Raw genomic sequence first — 17,423 nt, 5'->3', positions numbered from 1 at the left:
AAACCTCTATTTTAAATTATTTAAGATATATTCCAGCGACTTTATTATTAGTATCTAATGATAAAGTTATTTGCACATTATCTCCTTTAGTAAACAATCCATTAAATATTAAAATATCATATTTACCTGATTTTACAGCTTCTTTAAATGTTGCAGATTTAAATTCACCAAAAGTATCTTTAGTAGCTTTAACGACATTTTCAAAAGTACCATTTGTATTCATGTCGGTAGTTGTTAATGATTCATATGAGTTTAAATCATTTTGATTAATGCTTGTCATAAATTCATTTAATATATTAGTATCAGTAGTTATTTGTTCTTGTGATAAAGTTAATGGGGTATTTTTATTTTGTTGAATGTTTAAATAAATAAATGTACCTCCAATAATTACACATAAAGCTATTATAATTGTGATAATTGCTTTACTTTTTCGCTTCATATTAATTCCCCCTTTTTATAGTATACATATTACACGAAGTTGAAATTATATTCAAATAAAACAATTTAAGGAATATAGAGTTATAAGGTGTTTTTAGAAGCTAAAATAATAAAAATCATAATATTTTAGCTTAGAGCATAAAAAGAAGATTCAAATTTGAATCTTCTTTTTTAAGTATAAGATTTTTTATGAACCATAAATTGTTATAATGAAGAGGAAAGTTCTTCCCATTCTTCATAAAGAGAATCTAATTTGTTTTGGGTAGTAGATATTTCTTTATTAACTCTTACGCTTTCATTAGGATTTGAGTAGATTTCTTCTTTGCAAAGTTCTTCTTGAAGCCTATCTAAGGATTCTTCAACAATAGAAATTTCTTTTTCTATGTTTTTAATTTTTAGAGTTTTTTGTTTAATTTCTTTTTCACGCTCTCTCTTTTTCTTCTTTTCATCTTTTATTTGAGTTTTAGTTTTACCTATGTTATTTTCCTCAATGCCTTCATATCTATGAGGATTTTTTTTCTTATCCGAGTAATAACTATAGTTTCCAAGATATATATTTAATTTATCTTGTTCAAGTTCCCAGATTTTATTTATAACTTTATTTAAGAAATATCTATCATGTGATATTACAATTAAAGTACCATTATAGCTTAGAATGGCTCTTTCTAAAGCTTCTCTAGACATAATATCTAAGTGGTTTGTAGGTTCATCTAATAAAAGTAAATTTGATTTAGATAACATAAGTTTTAAAAGGTTAATTCTACATTTTTCCCCCCCACTTAAAAGAGATATTTCTTTAAATACATCATCTCCAGTAAAAAGAAAGGAAGCTAAAGCATTTCTTATTTGTGTGGTAGTTAGCTTGGGAAAATCGTCCCATACCTCATCAATTATGGTTTTATTTAAATCAAGGTTTGATTGTTCTTGATCATAATACCCTAAAAAAACATTTTTCCCTAAGCTTATAGAACCTGAATCAGCTTTTATTTTATTTAAAATAATTTTAAAAAGAGTAGTTTTTCCACGACCATTTTCTCCTATAAGAGCTATTTTCTCACCTCTTTTTAAATCAAATCCTATATTTTTAAATAAAAGTTTATCTGCATAGCTTTTTGATAAATTTTCTCCATGTAGTACATCGTTACCACTTGTTATTTGTGTTTCAAATTTTATTTTTGAAGCTTCTTTTTGAGTTTCAGGAGCCTCTATTTTGTCTATCTTTGATAAAGCTTTTTCACGACTTTCAGCAGCTTTTATGCTTTTTTCTCTGTTAAAAGAACGAAATTTTTCTATGATTTCTTCTTGTCTTTTAATTTCAGCTTGTTGAAGGGCATATGCTTTTTGCTTAGCTTCTAAATCTTTTTCACGTAAATCTAAAAATTTTGTATAACTTGCATTATAACAATTTATTTTTCCACCCATAAGTTCAAAAGTTTTATTTGTTACAGAGTCTAGAAAAAATCTATCATGAGATATTACAAGCACAGTACCCTTATAAACCTTTAAATAATTTTCAAGCCACTCTATGGCATCTAAATCAAGATGGTTAGTAGGTTCATCTAAAAGAAGTATATCAGGTTTAGTTAAAAGAAGCTTACAAAGAGCAACTCTTGTTTTTTGACCACCACTTAAATTTTTAATTACCTTATTAAAATCATTTTCTAGAAAGCCAAGTCCTTTTAAAACTCTAGATATTTCTCCTCTAAAAGTATAACCACCTCTATTTTCATAAAGTTCATTATTTAATGTGTAATCTCTAATTAGTTTGTTGTAATATTCCTCATTAGATGAGTCATAAGGTTCATTCATTTTTAACTCTAAATCTTTTAATTTTTTTTCTAAATTAACAAGGGAAGCGAAAACTTTTAGCATCTCATCATAAATAGTGCTTTCGCTATCTAATGAAAGATTTTGCGAAAGATATCCTAAATTTTTACTTTTATCTATAAAAAGTTCACCAGAATCACTGTCTAATGCTTTAGTTAAAATTTTAAAAAGTGTTGATTTACCTTCACCATTTGCTCCAATTAAACCAACTTTATCTCCTTCATTTATATTAAATGTAATATTTTTTAATATTTCATCTATACCAAAGCTCTTTTTTATATTTCTACAGCTTAAAACTATCATTATTAATAAAACTCCTATTCTACAAATTTTACGTTTTTTTATATTACAATTATACTAGGAAACATATATTTGAGCAATTTTAATAGGAATAATAGGAGGGGGTAGAACAATACAAATAAATTGTGAATATAATAATGTATACTTGGAGGTAATTTTATGGGAATTTTAGAAGATTACAGAAAATATATGTATAATGTTGACAAAAAAATAATTCTAGAAAATGGTAAAAAAGTTATTCCTATTAATTTTGATAATGGAGCAACTACTCCTCCTTTAAAAGAAGTATGTGAAAATGTTGAAGAATTTATGCTAACTTATGGATCAATAGGCAGAGGTGCTGGGCAGTATTCAAAAATTTGTACTGATTTTTATGAAAATTCAAGGGAAAAAGTAAAAGAGTTTTTTAACCTAAAGGATGTAAGTGAGGATTATACAGTAATATATGTTAAAAATACTACTGAGGGATTAAATTTTTTAGCTAATATATTAATTAAAGATAAAAGCGAAAAAGTATTAACAACTAGAATGGAACATCATGCAAATGATTTACCATGGAGATTTACATCAAATGTTAAATATGTTGAAGTTGACGCTTTAGGAAAAATAAATTTAGATGATATAGAGGCAAAGTTTATAGCTGAGAAAGGAAGTATAAAATATTTAACTATAACTGGAGCATCAAATGTTACAGGTTATTTAAATCCCATAAATGATATTGCTAAAATAGCACATAGATATGGAGCAAAAATAATAGTAGATGGTGCACAGCTTGTTGGTCATAAAAAAATAAATATGAAAGGTACAGGAAATAACGATAATATAGATTTTTTAGTATTTTCAGGTCATAAAATATACGCACCCTTTGGTAGTGGGGTTATTGTAGGATTAAAAGAAGAGTTAAAGGATAAAAGTCCTCTTTTAAAAGGAGGAGGAATTGTAGATACTGTTTTAGACGATAGGGTGTATTGGGAAGATGTACCTATGAGATTTGAAGCAGGATCTCCTAATTTTTTAGGCGTAGTAGCACTTAAAACTTCATTAGATGTTTTAGCTAAAATAGGAATGGAAAATATAGAAAGACATGAAGATTATTTGAGAGATTATTTAATGAAAAATTTAAAAAATATACCTAGCATTAAGATTTATGGAGATATAAATGAAAAGAATAAAATTGGAGTTATAAGTTTTAATGTTAAAGGAATATGTCATGAAGAAGTTGCAGAAAGTTTGTCAAGAATTAGAGGAATATTTGTAAGGTCTGGATGTTTTTGTGCTCATCCTTATGCAAAGAGGCTCTTAGGAGAAATTCAAGGCAGACCTTGTGAATATCTTATGTATTCTGATAAGGTAAGACCAGGAATGGTTAGGATTAGCTTAGGATTGTATAATAATATTTATGAGGTAGATGAATTTTTAAACACTTTAGAATATATTATAAGTAAATAAAGAAGTTCCCACAAATTGCTGTGGGAACTCTTAAATTTTAAACTAAATAACAAAACTATGATAAATAGGTAAGTTATTTTCATTGTTTAATTCATGGTCAAGGTCTATTAAAGGTCTTAAATAATTTAAGCCTTCTTCTGTTATATTATTTCCTTCTTCATTTATCCATTCTTTAGGGAAATATTTAACATTATTTGCAACTTTATTAGCTTCTACTAAAAATGAAGAACTTTTATATGGGTTATTGCTTTCTCTTTTTATAGCAACCATAAACCCAGAAGAAGTTTTGTCTTTTGAATATTTTAAAGCGTCAAATCCAACCATAACAGCTTCATCTAAATCTATAGAAGATGCACAGTGCATTGAACATCTTTGAGAAACACCAAGTTCCAATGCTTTTACTCTTTTTGTTATTCCAGATTGAATTATCAATTCTTTTAAGTATTGTCCAACTCCGCCAAGTTGAGAATGCCCAAAATTATCATGTCCTTGTGCTTTAACTGATGTTATAAAATTTTTATTTTCATCTCTTAATCCTTCAGAAGCAACTATATAAACATGATTATTTTTTTCAAACAATTTTCTTGTATCATTTAAAAATTTACTTACTGAAAAAGCTACTTCAGGAAGATAAACTAAATCAGCACAAGGTTGTCCGTTAACTGTAGCAAGAGCTCCAGATGCGGCAAGCCATCCAGTATCTCTTCCCATAGTCTCAATTATAAATATACCATTTTCAGTATAAACTTTAGAATCTAAATATGTTTCTAAAGTTGATGTTGCTATGAATTTTGAGGCACTACCAAATCCAGGTGTATGATCTGTATACATTAAATCATTGTCAATAGTTTTTGGAATACCAATAAATGTTATATCTATATTGTTTTCTTTAGCGAAACTACTAAGTTTAGATATAGTATCCATTGAATCATTTCCACCAACGTAGAAGAAAGCTTTAATATTTAAAGAATTTAATATTTCAAATAAATTTTTATATTCCTTAGAATCATCTTTATAGTCTTTAAGTTTGTATCTACAAGAACCAAGACCAGAAGATGGAGAATTTCTGAAAGTTTCTAGTTTTTCATTATCCATATCAGAAAGGTTTATTATTTTTTTGTTTAGAATACCTTCTATACCGTTTAATCCAGCAAAAACATTATCATATATTTTAAATTCTTTATTAGCTTTTACTAAACCATATACGCTAGAGTTAATAACAGAAGTTGGTCCACCAGACTGTGCTATAATACAATTCATTTTTAATATCGCTCCTTAAAATTTAATATATAAACTATATGTAATATACTATTTAATTAATAACATACTCTAATTAATAATATACAATAAAATAATATAAAAATAAAGTGAAAGGAGATAAAAATATGAGTTATATTGAAATATTATTTTGAAAACATTTTTTTTGTAAAATTAATAATATTAACATAATTTAAACATAGAATAATAGGGACAAAGATTTTAATAAAATATATAAAGTTTAAAATTGAAAAATAGGTGAAGTTTAGGGGGATTTTTATATGACTTTTATCGAAGTCTTTTTAATAGAATTAGTTTTGGCTTTAGATGCATTTGCTTTAAGTCTTTGTATAGCTACAAAACCTAACATATCCAAAAAAGGTAAACGGGGTTTTAAAATATCTTTTGCATTCTTTCAAATAGTTCTAACTTTTATGGGGATATGCTTTGGAATGTATTTTAAAGCGTATGTGGCTAAAATACCAAATGTTATAAGTGGATTTATAATAGCTTTTGTTGGAGTTATGATGATTAAAGAATCTATAGAGAATAACGATAGTGATAAGTGCATATTAGATAATTTGCTTATGTATATAATTCTTGGTATATCTGTGAATATAGATGCGGTTGTAGTTGGTTTTACAGCTTTAAGTTATGTAAGTACTAAAAAAATTATACTTTTTAATTCTTTGCTAGGGGGAATAATAAACTATATTTTAACATCTATAGCTTTTTTTATAGGAAAAAGTGTTACTAAGGTGAAAAATTCAGAGAAGTATACGGGCTATCTAGGAGGGGGAGTATTAATACTCTTGGGATTAAAAATGATGTTTACTTAGAAAAATGCCTTGCTTATTATTGCTTTTAATTAAACAAAGCATTAAACTTTTTTATATTTATTTCAAATTAAGGCTCTAGCGATATAGACTTTTTGTTAAAAAATCAACTTCTATGAACACTATTTTTATATAATTTCCAAATGTTATTATTTTTTTTAAAGGTGGCTCTAAGAGTAACTTCTTCGTGGGGAGATTCTTTGTTTAGCCCAAAAGCTTCAATTATTGCCACATTATTATCTAAAAAGACAAGTTCAAAGTTTTGTACTCTAAGGAGTCTATTAGAACTTCCTTTAGTTAAAAAATATTCTGTTGCAAAATACAAATCTTTGCATTTATTGTTTGTATAAATTTTATTACACATAAATGATAGAAAAAAAATAAATAATAATATTAATGCACATTTAACTCTTTTTTTATTTTTAATAAATTTAGTTTTAATAGTATCACTCCTTTAACAATTGTTTATATTTAATATATTACCAAAATTTAACAAAAAATTAAAGGGAATAGCTCATATTTTTAGAATATATAAAATTTATTTACATTATAGTGTTGAAAATATTTTTTAATATAACTTATAATTGTACTAAGGAATATGAAAGAGAGGATGATATTATGGATTTTTCATCATTAGTAATAATGGAAACAGATAAAAATACGGGAATGTTTAAAGGGCAACTTGGAAGTTATACAGTAGGAGAAGGAGCAAGTTTTGTTAAAAAACTAAAATGCACAGATAATAAGGTAAGTCTTTATTTTGATACAAATAAAGATGTAGAAGAATGGGAATATTCAGCTATATTTGATTTTTTTGATAAGGAAGCGTTTGAAAGTTTAAATTATGTTATAGAAGAAATTGATGATGAATATAATCCAACTTGGGTTGTTTATTTTGAATTTAATGAAGAACATGAGAAAACAAGAGATGTACTAAATGAAATATGTAATCTTATAGATGAAAAAATGAAGAAAGTATTTGAGGATATAAAAGGAAAAGAAAAAGAATATACAGAATAGATAAAATTATATTAAATATATATGGAGAGGTGAAAATTAATGAGTGAAGTTAAAAAGCTAAGATTAAGGGAGGATATTCCAAGTGGCTATAAATGGAATATCGAAAAAATTTATAAAGATTCTACACAATGGGAAGAAGAATTTGAAAATCTTAAAGGAAAGTCAAAAAGTCTTTTGAATTTCCAAGGTACTTTAAAAGATAAAGAAAACTTAAAAGCATATTTGTCTTTAGATGAAGACCTATCAAGAACATTAGAAAAACTTTATGTTTTTGCACATATGAAAAGTCATGAAGATACTCAAAATGCTAAATTTCAAAGTCTTGCAAGCAAGATAGATGTTTTTATGGCTGAGTTTTCAAGTTACACAGCATTTTTTGTTCCAGAGATTTTATCTTTAGATGAAAATAAGTTTTTTTGCATGATAGACAATGATAAAGATTTAAAATTATACAATACTTTTTTTAAAACAATATTTAAAGAAAAGCCTCATATATTATCTAAAGAAGTTGAAGAAGTTATAGCATCTGTATCTAATTGTTTAGGTTCGTCAGAAAGTATATTTTCAATACTTACAAATGCAGATATGTCTTTTGGAACTATAAAAGATGAAGAGGGAAATTTAATAGAACTTTCAGAAGGAAATTATTCAAATTTTATAAAGAGTAAAAATAAAGATGTTAGAAAATCGGCTTTTGAACTTTTATTTGGAACCTATAAAAAATATGAAAATACTATAGCTAAAACTCTTACAAGTTCAATAAGAAGTGCTATATTTTTATCTAAGACAAGAAAATATAAATCAACTTTAGAGGCATCATTAAATCCTAATGATATACCAGTTGATGTATACACAAATGCGATAAATACTATAGATGAAAATTTAAACTCTCTTCACAGATATGTTTCTTTAAAGAAAAAGCTTTTAAAGTTAGATGAGATTCATATGTACGATCTTTATGTTCCAGTTATAGATATGCCAAAGGAGCATATTGAATATGAAGATGCAGTAAAAATAGTTGAGGAAGCTTTAAAACCTCTTGGTGAAGAATATTTAGGTATATTTGATGAAGGAATTAAAAATGGATGGGTAGATGTTTTTGAGAATAAAGGAAAAAGAAGTGGGGCATATTCTTGGGGAAGTTATGATACAATGCCATATGTTCTTTTAAATTATAATTTTGATTTGCATGATGTGTCAACTTTAGCTCATGAAATGGGACATTCAATACATTCGTATTATACAAGGAATAATCAACCATACATTTATGGAAATTATACATTGTTTTGTGCAGAGGTAGCTTCAACTACTAATGAAATTCTTTTAATAAATTATCTTATAAATAAAGAAACTAATTTAAATAAAAAATTGTATCTTATAAATCAAGAATTAGAGCAAATAAGAACAACTGTATATAGGCAACTTATGTTTGCAGAATTTGAACTTGTAACTCATAAAACACTTGAAGAGGGTGGAGATTTAACAAGTAAAGATTTAAATAAAATATGGTTTGATTTAAATAAAAAATATTTTGGTGATGAAATAATAATTGATAAAGATATAGAAATAGAATGGGCTAGAATTCCACATTTTTATAGTCATTTTTATGTTTATCAATATGCAACAGGATATGCTGCAGCATCTTCTTTTGCAACTTCAATTTTAAATAAAGAGGATAATGCTGTTGAAACTTATAAAGAATTTTTAAAGGCTGGTGCTTCGTTATATCCTGTAGATACTCTTAAAAAAGCAAAGGTTGATATGACTACTGATAAGCCGTTAAAAGATACTATAAAAAGATTTAACGAGCTTTTGGATATGTTAGAGGAACTTATAGATGATTAAAATTGATGAATTTCAAAGGGAATTTTTTGATATTTTAGTAGAAACAAAAGGTTTTTTTATAGAGGAGATAGGAGATGCTAACGCTTCTATATGGATTGCTACTAAAACTTTAGATAGTGGTTTAACTTATTCTATAATAATTTCTGATAAAAATAATAAAGAAAAAAATAATAAAAGAGCTTATAATTATTTAAAACAAAGAGGGGGAGAATTCTCTCTCTCAAATATAATAGTTTTTAATAAAAAAATTCAAGATAAATTTGTGAAATTTAAGGAATCAAATGAAGTTTTAGTAGATTTACATAGTGAGAAGATATATGGATATGATGAAAAAAATGGGATATTTTTAAATGAAATAATAAACAGCATATTTGAAAATAAATACATTAGAAAAGATAAATATTATAAAACAATAGGAATAAATGAGTTTACTAAATATATAATTTTTATTTTAATGGTAGCCGCTACCATAACTTTTTTAGTTGTAATGCTTGTAGAAAAAGAACATGTGGTTATGTTTTTCAATACAGGTCCAGATTTATTTAAAGAAACAATGAGTGGAAATATATTTTTGATTGGTTCAGGTAGAATCTTTGAGATAATAAAAGATGTTTTGTTTAAAGATGGAATAATAAGCTTAATAGTTGATTTATATGTATTATATTTATTGATAGGGGTAATAGATTCTTTTGAAGATAAAAACAAGCTCATAATCATGTATTTAATTGTTGCTTTTTTAGCTGGATTATTTAATTTGTTTTTTATACCATATATGTCATTAACAATTTCAATAGCAGGGGCTATACTAGGTGTTTTGGGTTTAACATTGTTTTTAGCTCTTAAGGAGAGAAAAACGCTAGGCAAGTGGTTGATGGTAAATGTAATAATATTAATATGTATATATATTGTAGTAGGAATACCAAGCTTATGTAATTATTATACAACGCAGTGTATTGACTTAAGTATAGGATTTTTAATTGGAGTGATACTTTATAAAGCAAATCTTTTAAAAAGTCATTTTTACAATTTTTAGCTTATATACAATAAATAAAACTGCCTTAGTTTAAGCTAAAGCAGTTTTTACTTTTATTTATTTTTTAATTTTGAAATATACTTTTCCAAATCCATATATTCTAAAGTTTCTTTTTCTAGTAATTCTGTTGACAATTCTTTTAATATATCTATATTTTCTTTCAAAATATATTTACAATTTTCATATAAATTTTCTGATAAAGATTTAAATTCTTCTAGTAAGTTTGAACTAAAGCCATTTTGAAGATTTTCTAAGCTATTTAAACTTAAAAGCCCTAAAGAGTCACCCATTCCATATTCTGTAATCATGCTTTTTATCATAGATGTACATTTAGCAATATCATTGTGAGCACCTGTAGTTATTTTATCTTTTCCAAAGATAAGCTCTTCTGAAGCCCTTCCAGCTAGTAATACCATTATACGTCTTTTTAAATACAAAGATGTATGGTATGATTTGTCCTCTGGAATAGTTAATGTATATCCTCCAGCACCTTTAGTAGTTGGAATTATAGTTATTTTTGATACCTTGTCTTCAGGAAGTAGAATCATAGATAAAAGAGCATGTCCAGCTTCGTGAAAAGCAGTAATTTTTCTATCTTCTTTTTTTATATAACTTGTATCATTTTTTTCGTACCCAGCAGTAATTATAGAAAAAGCTATATTTAAATGTTTTTCATATATGAAAGTACTGTCCTCTTTTGCTGCTAGAATGGCTGCTTCATTTATTAAACTTTCAATTTTAGCACCAGAAAAGTAAGCAGTTTTTTCTGCTAAGTTTCGTATGTTTATATCTTTATTAGGTTTATTTTTAAGGTATAGATTTATAATTGCTTCCCTAGCATTAATATCAGGCAGAGATACTTCAACATGTCTATCAAATCTTCCAGGTCGTAAAAGTGCAGAATCTAAGGTATCTAACCTATTTGTAGCTGCCATAACTACTATACCTTCTTTTTCAGAGAAACCTGACATTTCAGTTAAAAGTGCATTTAGTGTTTGGTCTCTTTCGTCATTACCACTAGCGTTTTTTCCACTAGCTCTTTTTTTACCAATAGCATCTATTTCATCTATAAAGATAACGGCTTTTCCTCTAGCCTTAGCCTTTTTGAATAAATCACGAACCCTAGAAGCTCCGACTCCTACGTACATTTGTACGAAATCAGATCCAGACATTGCAAAAAAGGGTACATTTGCTTCACCAGCTACTGCTTTAGCTAAAAGTGTTTTACCAGTTCCAGGTTCCCCGTATAAAATAACACCTTTTGGCATTCTAGCTCCATATTTTTTATATTTTTCAGGGTTTTTTAAAAAATCTATTATATCTTTAACGCTTTCCTTAGCTTCTTCATTACCAGCCACAGAAGAAAAGTTAAATTTAAAATCAGTATTTTCGTTAATACTTTTTAAATTTAATTTAGAAACAGGGCTAAAACTTGAATTTTTGTTTGCTAAAGTTAAAAACATTAAAGAGATAGATATAACTAAAACTGATGCAGGGATTGTAGTTTTTAATGGAACATTATTATTTTGAGTAACACTTATTCCTTTATTTAATAAATTTTCTTTAAAGTTTGGGCTATCAGGATTACTTGTAATATAAGATGAATTATTTTTAAGGGTAACGCCTATTTCGTTGTCTGAGATTATATTGACAATTTTAATTTCGTTATTATTTAAATTATTTAAAAATGTTTCGTAATTTATAAGAGAAGCTTTTGGAGTTGTAAATTTAAAGTAAATCATAAAGCAAAGAGAGATTATAGCTAAAACTCCCAAAGCAAGTACTTTTTTGTTTTTTAATATTTGCATTCAATACCTCCTAAAATGCTTTGATGTGATATAAATTATATCTTATTTAAAATTAAAGTCTAATAAAAATCATAGATTTTTCCAATGTAAGTTGTGGATTATATGGAACAAATAAATAAATTAACTTTAAAAGTATTATTAAATAAGATATACTAAATAATGAAAAATTATCTTAAGGTGAGGAGAGCAAAGTTATGAGAATATCTGCTGTTAATGTGGAATTAAAATCAAATGATATTTTAAGTATGATAGAAGAGTTCGTCAAAGTAGAAGGTTTAAGTATAACTAAATTAGATATAAAAAAAGGTCTTACAATAAATGGTGAGTTTAAAAAGGGGTTAGCTATAGGATTTAAGGCTACATGTACTATAACTGGAGTTTCTGAAAATAAGTTAAGAATAAAATTATTTAGTGCAAGTCTTATGAGTTTAGGAATTATAAAACCTTTTAGAAAATTGGCATTAAAAGTTGGACTTAAAGGTTTTAAAGAGCAGGGCATAACTGTAAAAGATGATGAAATAATAGTAGATATAAATAAAATATTGGAAAAAGTACCGTTTGTTGATTTAACATTAGATGATGTATACATAGAGGATGAAACTATAAAGGTTAAGGTTAAAGAGATAAATCTTTCATTATCAAAAATGCAAGAACAACCAATTGAAGTAGCTGTTGAGCATAAAGTAGAAGGACAAGTTAAAGATGAAGATTATATAATGCACATAGATGTAAATAAAGTCGAAGATTCATATACTAGGGGACGTGAAGTAGCAGTTGAACATATTCCTGAAGGTGTTAAAGAATATAAGGATTATATAATGATAATTCCAGATTTGGTCGCTCTTATATTTAGATTATTTAAAGATAAAAGAGTGCCTATGAAAAACAAACTTATTTTAGCATCAGCATTGGGATACTCTGTACTTCCAATTGATATATTACCTGATAAATTACCTATAATAGGAAGTCTAGATGAATTAACTTTAATATTTTTTGCTTTAAATACAACTCTTAGAGATGTTCCGATTGAAATAATTCTTGAAAATTGGCAAGGAAAAAATTCGTTTGTTTTGGTGTTAAAACGAGGATTAGACTTTTTATCAGGATTTACAAGTGCTAAAAATTTAGAGGCTATATATGAGGTTGTAGATTCTATGATTTAAGATAAAACTTTTTATAAAAAATAAATTATGTTATAATTCTAAAAAGGTTTTAAGGAGAAGTTTAATATGGCTAAAAAGGTTTATGCTATAAAAGAAGGGTTTGATTTTGAGAAAAATAAAAAAATTGAAAATGTTATAGTAAATACATGGAACGAATGTTTAAAGTGCGTAAAAGGAGTTAAAGGGGCTAAATATAAAAGTTTTGAAAGCCTAGAGGAAGCAAAAACTTATTTAAATGATACTAAGAAGCTTTTAAAAAAAGGTTTTGATGAATATCCAAAAGATCTTTTACATATCTATGTGGACGGTAGTTATAGTATTTCTACGGAAAAGTATTCTTATGGATTGGTTTCAGTAAGAGGAAATGTAATTGAGTACATAGAAGGAGGAGCATATAAAGCTAAAGGGAATATTAGGCAAATTGCAGGAGAACTTCAAGGCGCTGTTAAAGCTTTAGAATATGCAAAAAGTATTGGAGAAAAACATATCGTATTATTTCATGATTATGAAGGGATTTTTCATCATGCAACAGGGAGTTGGAGTAGAAATGATAAATCATCTGAGGAATATTATGAAAAGATGAATAAGTTTTTTGAAGATGGAATGGAAGTTACTTTTGTTAAAGTTGATAGTCATACAGGAGACCTTTATAATGAATTAGTTGATGAAAAATGTAAAGAGGCTTTAGGGATTGAGTCAGATAAAATTGTTTCAAAATGGTTATCTAAAAACAAAATATATGTAATAAACAATGATTTAAAAGAAGAAATTTTAAAATTATCCAATGGAAAAGAAGAAAATATTATAGTAAAGGATATAGATAATACAAGAGAAGGAAAAGCAGATGAACTTCTAGAGAAAAGTACAGATTTAAATATAAAAGAAAAAAAAGATAAAAATAAAATTTATTATGATAGAGATTCAAAGGAGCTTAAGAAAAAAAATCTTTTTGCTCATAGCCTTGTTAAAAAGTTTAATGATAGCAATGTGGAAGCTTTTGAGGAAAGAGAAGGCATTATTAGAGAATTGTTGGGTAAAGTGGGGAAAAATCCTATAATAGAACATAATTTTCATTGTGATTTGGGTTACAATATTTATATAGGAAATAATTTTTATGCTGGATATAATTTTACTGTTCTTGATATGGCAGAAGTTAAAATTGGTGATGACTGTATGATAGGTCCAAATGTAAATATATATACATCAGGACATAATATTGAGCCTAAAGATAGAAATAAAAGTGGTTATGCAATTGAAATAACAATAGGAAATAATGTTTGGATTGGGGGTAATTCAACAATACTTCCAGGAGTAACTATAGGAGATAATTCAATTATTGCAGCAGGTTCAGTTGTAACAGCAAGTGTTTCTGAGAATGTAGTAGTTGCAGGAAATCCGGCAAAAGTATTAAGAAAAATTTAATGGAAAAAATATAAAATTAACTAGTAAATTTCCACTTATAATAAATATTAAATTGCAAAATATATTAATGTAGTATATTATAAAAGAGGTGTTATTATGGGTAAGTTAACAAGTTTAACAGCAGGAATTGTGGTAGGTACTGCCCTTGGAATGATGGTTGTTCCAAATCTAGATAAAAGAACACAAAGAACTTTTAAAAGAGTTGGAAGAAGAGTTATGAATATGGCAGGGGATCCTATGAATTGGATGTAATTTAAGTTTTATACTAAAGATTGTCAAGAACTGATAAAAAGATAACTTTCTTATTATCAGTTCTTATTATTTTTAATACAATTTAAAAATAATAATAAAAAATGGCGAATTTTATGATATAATATATATATTTAGAAATGTGTATTACAAATTATTAAAAGGAAGATTAAGCATGGAAATATTATCATTAGGAGAAAAAATAAAAAAGAGAAGAAAAGAATTAAATATGACTTTAAAAGATTTAGCAGGAGATAGAATAACTCCTGGTCAAATTAGTTTGGTGGAATCAGGGAGGTCTAACCCTTCCATGGATCTTTTAGAATATTTAGCTTTTTCATTAAGTACTTCTGTAGAATATTTAATGGAAACTGAAAAAACTCAAGCTGAAAAAATTTCTTTATACTTTGAGCAAGTAGCAGAAGGTGCTATATTATCAGGAGATACTAAAAAAGCAGAGGAGTATATAGAAAATGCATTAAATTATGCAAAAAAATATAAATTAGAATATAGAAAAGCTAAATGTTTATATTTGAAAGGATTAATACATTTAAATGATAAAGTGTTTATAAAGGCTCAGCAATATTTTATGTCTGCTAATTCACTTTTTATAAAAACTGGAAGCCATATAGATATTGTAAACACATATTTAAATATAAGCAAGATAAGTATAGAAGCTAAGGCGTATTATTCTGCTAATTCTTATTTAAAGGAAGCAGAAAAAATATATTTAGAGAATAAATTAAGTCAAGATATTATTTTAGGAGAGATATATTATCTTTTAGCTAAAAATCATTACTTTTTAGAAGATATGGAAAAATCAAAAAGATTTGCAGCACTTTCAAAAAATGAATTTGAGAAATTGTATGATAGACGCAGCTATGCTAAAAGTTTAGGCGATTTAGCTGATGAATATAGCAATGTTGGTGACATGAAAAATGCTATACTTTATTCTAAGAAAAGTATAGATATTTATAAAGAAATCACTCAATTAGAAAAAATGGGAAATATAGAAAACTCTTTAGGAAAACTATTCTATGAGTTTGATAATAATGAAGAATCTTTAGAGCATTATGAGAGAGCAAGAAAGATAAGAGAAGATTCTAAAGATATAGAGATATTAGATACATTAATAAATATATGTGAAAATTATATTAAGGTAAAAAATATAACTAAATGCATAGAGATTCTAAAAATTATAAAGAGCAATTTATCTGTGGATAATATTGAAAAAATCATAGAGTATAACATATTATATTTTAGAATTCATGTGCTTCAAGATAATGTTGAGGAAGCTGAAATTATATTATTAGATGCTTTAAATTTAGCTAATGAAAATAAGCTTTATAAAAAGGAAGCTGATATAGCTATAAAGCTTGGAAAATTTTATTTAGAATATAAGAGAGATTATGAAGCAGCTAAATATTTAGATTATGGAATAAATACTCTTAAAAAGGCTGAAATAATAAAAAAATAGCATAGAATAGGTGATTAAGATGAATTTTTTATCAACAGGAGAAAAAATAAAAAGGGCTAGAATATATAGAGGGATAACTTTAAAAGAGCTTTGTCAAAAAGATATTTCAATTTCAAGAATGAGTTGTATAGAAAATGGGAAAGTTGTTCCAGATAGATGGGTATTAGAATTAGTAGCTAAAAGATTAAACTTAGACCTTGATTATCTTCTTTGTGATGATGTAAGTGAAATAAAAAGAAATATAAAAAAGTATAGCCTAAAAAATGATAAACTTAGAGAAAGTGAATGCATAGAGATTACAGATAATATAAAATATGCTGTATCTAAAGGGTATTATGATTTAGGGGTTGAGCTTATTCATATACTTTTTGAGTTTTATATAAATAATAGAAAATTTTACAGAATGCATAAAGTTTTAAATGATTATGATGCAATACATGAACATAATGAGAGTTGTTCAAAGATTTATTATAGAGATTTATCAAAATATTTTATAATAACTGAGCATTATAAGGATGCTATAACTTGGCTTGAAAAGTTAGAGGAGTATTCTAAAGAGGATAAAAACATTGATGAAAAAATAGAAATTGGAATTTCCAAGGCATATTGTTATTATAAAACTGGAGATTTAAAAACGGCTGAAAAGATAATAACACCATTTTATGCTTTAAGTAAATCTAGAGATAATGAAGTGTTATTTTCAATTGTAAATGGTATATTAGCTATTTTAGCTTTAGAATATGATGAAAATTATCAGGAATACTTAAAAGTATTAGATGAGAATGGAGCTAAGGAAGATTATTATTATAATAAATTAAAAATGATTATAGTAAAACTTTTAATTAGTAAGGGATCTAAGGAGGAGGCTAAACAACATATAGATGATTTGGAAAATAATATAACTAAAGAGAATTTATCTAAATATGTTGATACTCTTCTTATGCTAAGTGAAATTTTAATAGATGACAAAAATTATGAAAAGGCAACAGATTATACAGATAAAGCATTGCAGGTAGCAATTGAATTAGATAATATAGTTTTTATAGAAAATAGTTATTATCTTAAAGGAAAAATAGCTAAATATCAAGGAAGTTTTATTCAATGGGAAATGTATATGAATTTAGCTATAGATTTACTTTTGAAATTCGGTAGTTATTCTCAAAAAAATGATAGGTATTTAGAGATGGCAAATATGTATCATGTAATTGGAGAAACTCGTGAAGCACTTAAATATTTAACTATGGCAGCAGAATCAGAAAAAGAGTTATATTAGTAAAAAAGGTATTGCTAAAATTTAGC

Annotated in this window: 15 protein-coding genes and 1 pseudogene; 11 read left to right on the top strand and 5 right to left on the bottom strand. The window is 26.3% G+C overall.

The features are described 5' to 3' along the window. Positions 1 to 16 precede the first annotated feature (16 nt). Both DR020_RS00180 and abc-f read right to left on the bottom strand, forming a co-directional pair. Positions 17 to 439: a DUF3887 domain-containing protein gene (locus DR020_RS00180; protein ID WP_112364922.1), complete on the bottom strand. Its 423-nt coding sequence runs from the start codon at positions 437 to 439 to the stop codon at positions 17 to 19. Between the two features lie 203 nt (positions 440 to 642). Next, positions 643 to 2,568, bottom strand: coding sequence for a ribosomal protection-like ABC-F family protein (gene abc-f / locus DR020_RS00175; RefSeq protein ID WP_112364921.1), 1,926 nt, complete (start codon positions 2,566 to 2,568; stop codon positions 643 to 645). A 156-nt stretch (positions 2,569 to 2,724) separates the two neighbouring features. Between abc-f and DR020_RS00170 the strand changes: the two genes are divergently transcribed. After that, complete coding sequence (locus DR020_RS00170) at positions 2,725 to 4,014, top strand: aminotransferase class V-fold PLP-dependent enzyme (RefSeq protein WP_055257784.1); 1,290 nt, start codon at positions 2,725 to 2,727, stop codon at positions 4,012 to 4,014. A gap of 42 nt (positions 4,015 to 4,056) precedes the next feature. On the opposite strand, the gene DR020_RS00165 is transcribed toward DR020_RS00170, so the two are convergent. Further along, positions 4,057 to 5,274, bottom strand: a complete 1,218-nt coding sequence (locus tag DR020_RS00165; RefSeq protein WP_112364920.1) for a 6-phosphofructokinase — start codon at positions 5,272 to 5,274, stop codon at positions 4,057 to 4,059. 278 nt (positions 5,275 to 5,552) lie between these two features. Between DR020_RS00165 and DR020_RS00160 the strand changes: the two genes are divergently transcribed. Beyond that, a complete protein-coding gene (locus tag DR020_RS00160; RefSeq protein ID WP_112364919.1) occupies positions 5,553 to 6,110 on the top strand; it encodes a manganese efflux pump MntP in 558 nt (185 codons plus the stop codon). Between the two features lie 103 nt (positions 6,111 to 6,213). Here DR020_RS00160 and DR020_RS12205 read toward each other — a convergent pair whose 3' ends face one another. Next, positions 6,214 to 6,471, bottom strand: a complete 258-nt coding sequence (locus DR020_RS12205) for a hypothetical protein (protein WP_112364918.1) — start codon at positions 6,469 to 6,471, stop codon at positions 6,214 to 6,216. Between the two features lie 254 nt (positions 6,472 to 6,725). Here DR020_RS12205 and DR020_RS00150 point away from each other — a divergent pair, with 254 nt between their 5' ends. The 3 genes from DR020_RS00150 to DR020_RS00140 are packed head-to-tail and all read left to right on the top strand — an operon-like array spanning position 6,726 to position 10,005. Continuing rightward, positions 6,726 to 7,127 carry a DUF6762 family protein gene (locus tag DR020_RS00150; RefSeq protein ID WP_058993245.1) on the top strand — a complete coding sequence of 134 codons (402 nt, stop codon included), beginning with the start codon at positions 6,726 to 6,728 and terminating at the stop codon, positions 7,125 to 7,127. A gap of 39 nt (positions 7,128 to 7,166) precedes the next feature. Beyond that, positions 7,167 to 8,972, top strand: coding sequence for an oligoendopeptidase F (pepF, locus tag DR020_RS00145; RefSeq protein ID WP_112364917.1), 1,806 nt, complete (start codon positions 7,167 to 7,169; stop codon positions 8,970 to 8,972). Beyond that, the gene (locus DR020_RS00140) at positions 8,965 to 10,005 is read left to right on the top strand and encodes a rhomboid family intramembrane serine protease (RefSeq protein ID WP_058993250.1); all 1,041 of its coding nucleotides are present in this window, start codon (positions 8,965 to 8,967) and stop codon (positions 10,003 to 10,005) included. Before pepF ends, DR020_RS00140 begins: the two co-directional genes overlap by 8 nt. A 53-nt stretch (positions 10,006 to 10,058) precedes the next feature. Here the strand turns inward: DR020_RS00140 and DR020_RS00135 are convergent, their stop codons facing one another. Next, positions 10,059 to 11,813 carry an ATP-dependent metallopeptidase FtsH/Yme1/Tma family protein gene (locus tag DR020_RS00135; RefSeq protein WP_112364916.1) on the bottom strand — a complete coding sequence of 585 codons (1,755 nt, stop codon included), beginning with the start codon at positions 11,811 to 11,813 and terminating at the stop codon, positions 10,059 to 10,061. A gap of 194 nt (positions 11,814 to 12,007) precedes the next feature. On the opposite strand from DR020_RS00135, the gene DR020_RS00130 reads away from it, so the two are divergent. From DR020_RS00130 to DR020_RS00115, 6 genes and pseudogenes are all read left to right on the top strand, one after another. Then, positions 12,008 to 12,976 (top strand): YkvA family protein, encoded by a 969-nt coding sequence (locus tag DR020_RS00130; RefSeq protein WP_055257769.1) that lies wholly within the window; start codon positions 12,008 to 12,010, stop codon positions 12,974 to 12,976. A 66-nt stretch (positions 12,977 to 13,042) separates the two neighbouring features. Beyond that, a pseudogene (locus DR020_RS00125) lies at positions 13,043 to 14,020 on the top strand (ribonuclease H1 domain-containing protein); the annotation flags it as partial. Positions 14,021 to 14,119: 99 nt separating this feature from the next. Next, positions 14,120 to 14,398, top strand: a complete 279-nt coding sequence (locus tag DR020_RS12420) for a DapH/DapD/GlmU-related protein (protein WP_321207684.1) — start codon at positions 14,120 to 14,122, stop codon at positions 14,396 to 14,398. Positions 14,399 to 14,494: 96 nt separating this feature from the next. Continuing rightward, a complete protein-coding gene (locus DR020_RS12370) occupies positions 14,495 to 14,650 on the top strand; it encodes a hypothetical protein (protein ID WP_173636586.1) in 156 nt (51 codons plus the stop codon). A 172-nt stretch (positions 14,651 to 14,822) separates the two neighbouring features. Further along, positions 14,823 to 16,124: a helix-turn-helix transcriptional regulator gene (locus DR020_RS00120; protein WP_112364914.1), complete on the top strand. Its 1,302-nt coding sequence runs from the start codon at positions 14,823 to 14,825 to the stop codon at positions 16,122 to 16,124. 19 nt (positions 16,125 to 16,143) lie between these two features. After that, complete coding sequence (locus DR020_RS00115) at positions 16,144 to 17,397, top strand: helix-turn-helix domain-containing protein (protein WP_055257765.1); 1,254 nt, start codon at positions 16,144 to 16,146, stop codon at positions 17,395 to 17,397. The last annotated feature ends 26 nt before the right edge of the window (positions 17,398 to 17,423 follow it).

The organism is Sarcina ventriculi (assembly GCF_900456775.1).
Lineage (GTDB): Bacteria > Bacillota > Clostridia > Clostridiales > Clostridiaceae > Sarcina > Sarcina ventriculi.
Note: the sequence above shows the minus strand (reverse complement) of the source record. Positions and strands in the feature narration are given on the sequence as shown.

Bases quoted from the DNA above. Each gene is read 5' to 3' on its own strand.
- DR020_RS00130 (WP_055257769.1), top strand. From the start codon at position 12,008: ATGAGAATATCTGCTGTTAATGTGGAATTAAAATCAAATGATATTTTA.
- DR020_RS12205 (WP_112364918.1), bottom strand. From the start codon at position 6,471: ATGTGTAATAAAATTTATACAAACAATAAATGCAAAGATTTGTATTTT.
- DR020_RS00115 (WP_055257765.1), top strand. From the start codon at position 16,144: ATGAATTTTTTATCAACAGGAGAAAAAATAAAAAGGGCTAGAATATAT.
- DR020_RS00160 (WP_112364919.1), top strand. From the start codon at position 5,553: ATGACTTTTATCGAAGTCTTTTTAATAGAATTAGTTTTGGCTTTAGAT.
- DR020_RS00135 (WP_112364916.1), bottom strand. From the start codon at position 11,813: ATGCAAATATTAAAAAACAAAAAAGTACTTGCTTTGGGAGTTTTAGCT.
- DR020_RS12370 (WP_173636586.1), top strand. From the start codon at position 14,495: ATGGGTAAGTTAACAAGTTTAACAGCAGGAATTGTGGTAGGTACTGCC.
- DR020_RS00165 (WP_112364920.1), bottom strand. From the start codon at position 5,274: ATGAATTGTATTATAGCACAGTCTGGTGGACCAACTTCTGTTATTAAC.
- DR020_RS00140 (WP_058993250.1), top strand. From the start codon at position 8,965: ATGATTAAAATTGATGAATTTCAAAGGGAATTTTTTGATATTTTAGTA.
- DR020_RS00150 (WP_058993245.1), top strand. From the start codon at position 6,726: ATGGATTTTTCATCATTAGTAATAATGGAAACAGATAAAAATACGGGA.
- abc-f (WP_112364921.1), bottom strand. From the start codon at position 2,568: ATGATAGTTTTAAGCTGTAGAAATATAAAAAAGAGCTTTGGTATAGAT.
- pepF (WP_112364917.1), top strand. From the start codon at position 7,167: ATGAGTGAAGTTAAAAAGCTAAGATTAAGGGAGGATATTCCAAGTGGC.
- DR020_RS00180 (WP_112364922.1), bottom strand. From the start codon at position 439: ATGAAGCGAAAAAGTAAAGCAATTATCACAATTATAATAGCTTTATGT.
- DR020_RS12420 (WP_321207684.1), top strand. From the start codon at position 14,120: ATGGCAGAAGTTAAAATTGGTGATGACTGTATGATAGGTCCAAATGTA.
- DR020_RS00120 (WP_112364914.1), top strand. From the start codon at position 14,823: ATGGAAATATTATCATTAGGAGAAAAAATAAAAAAGAGAAGAAAAGAA.
- DR020_RS00170 (WP_055257784.1), top strand. From the start codon at position 2,725: ATGGGAATTTTAGAAGATTACAGAAAATATATGTATAATGTTGACAAA.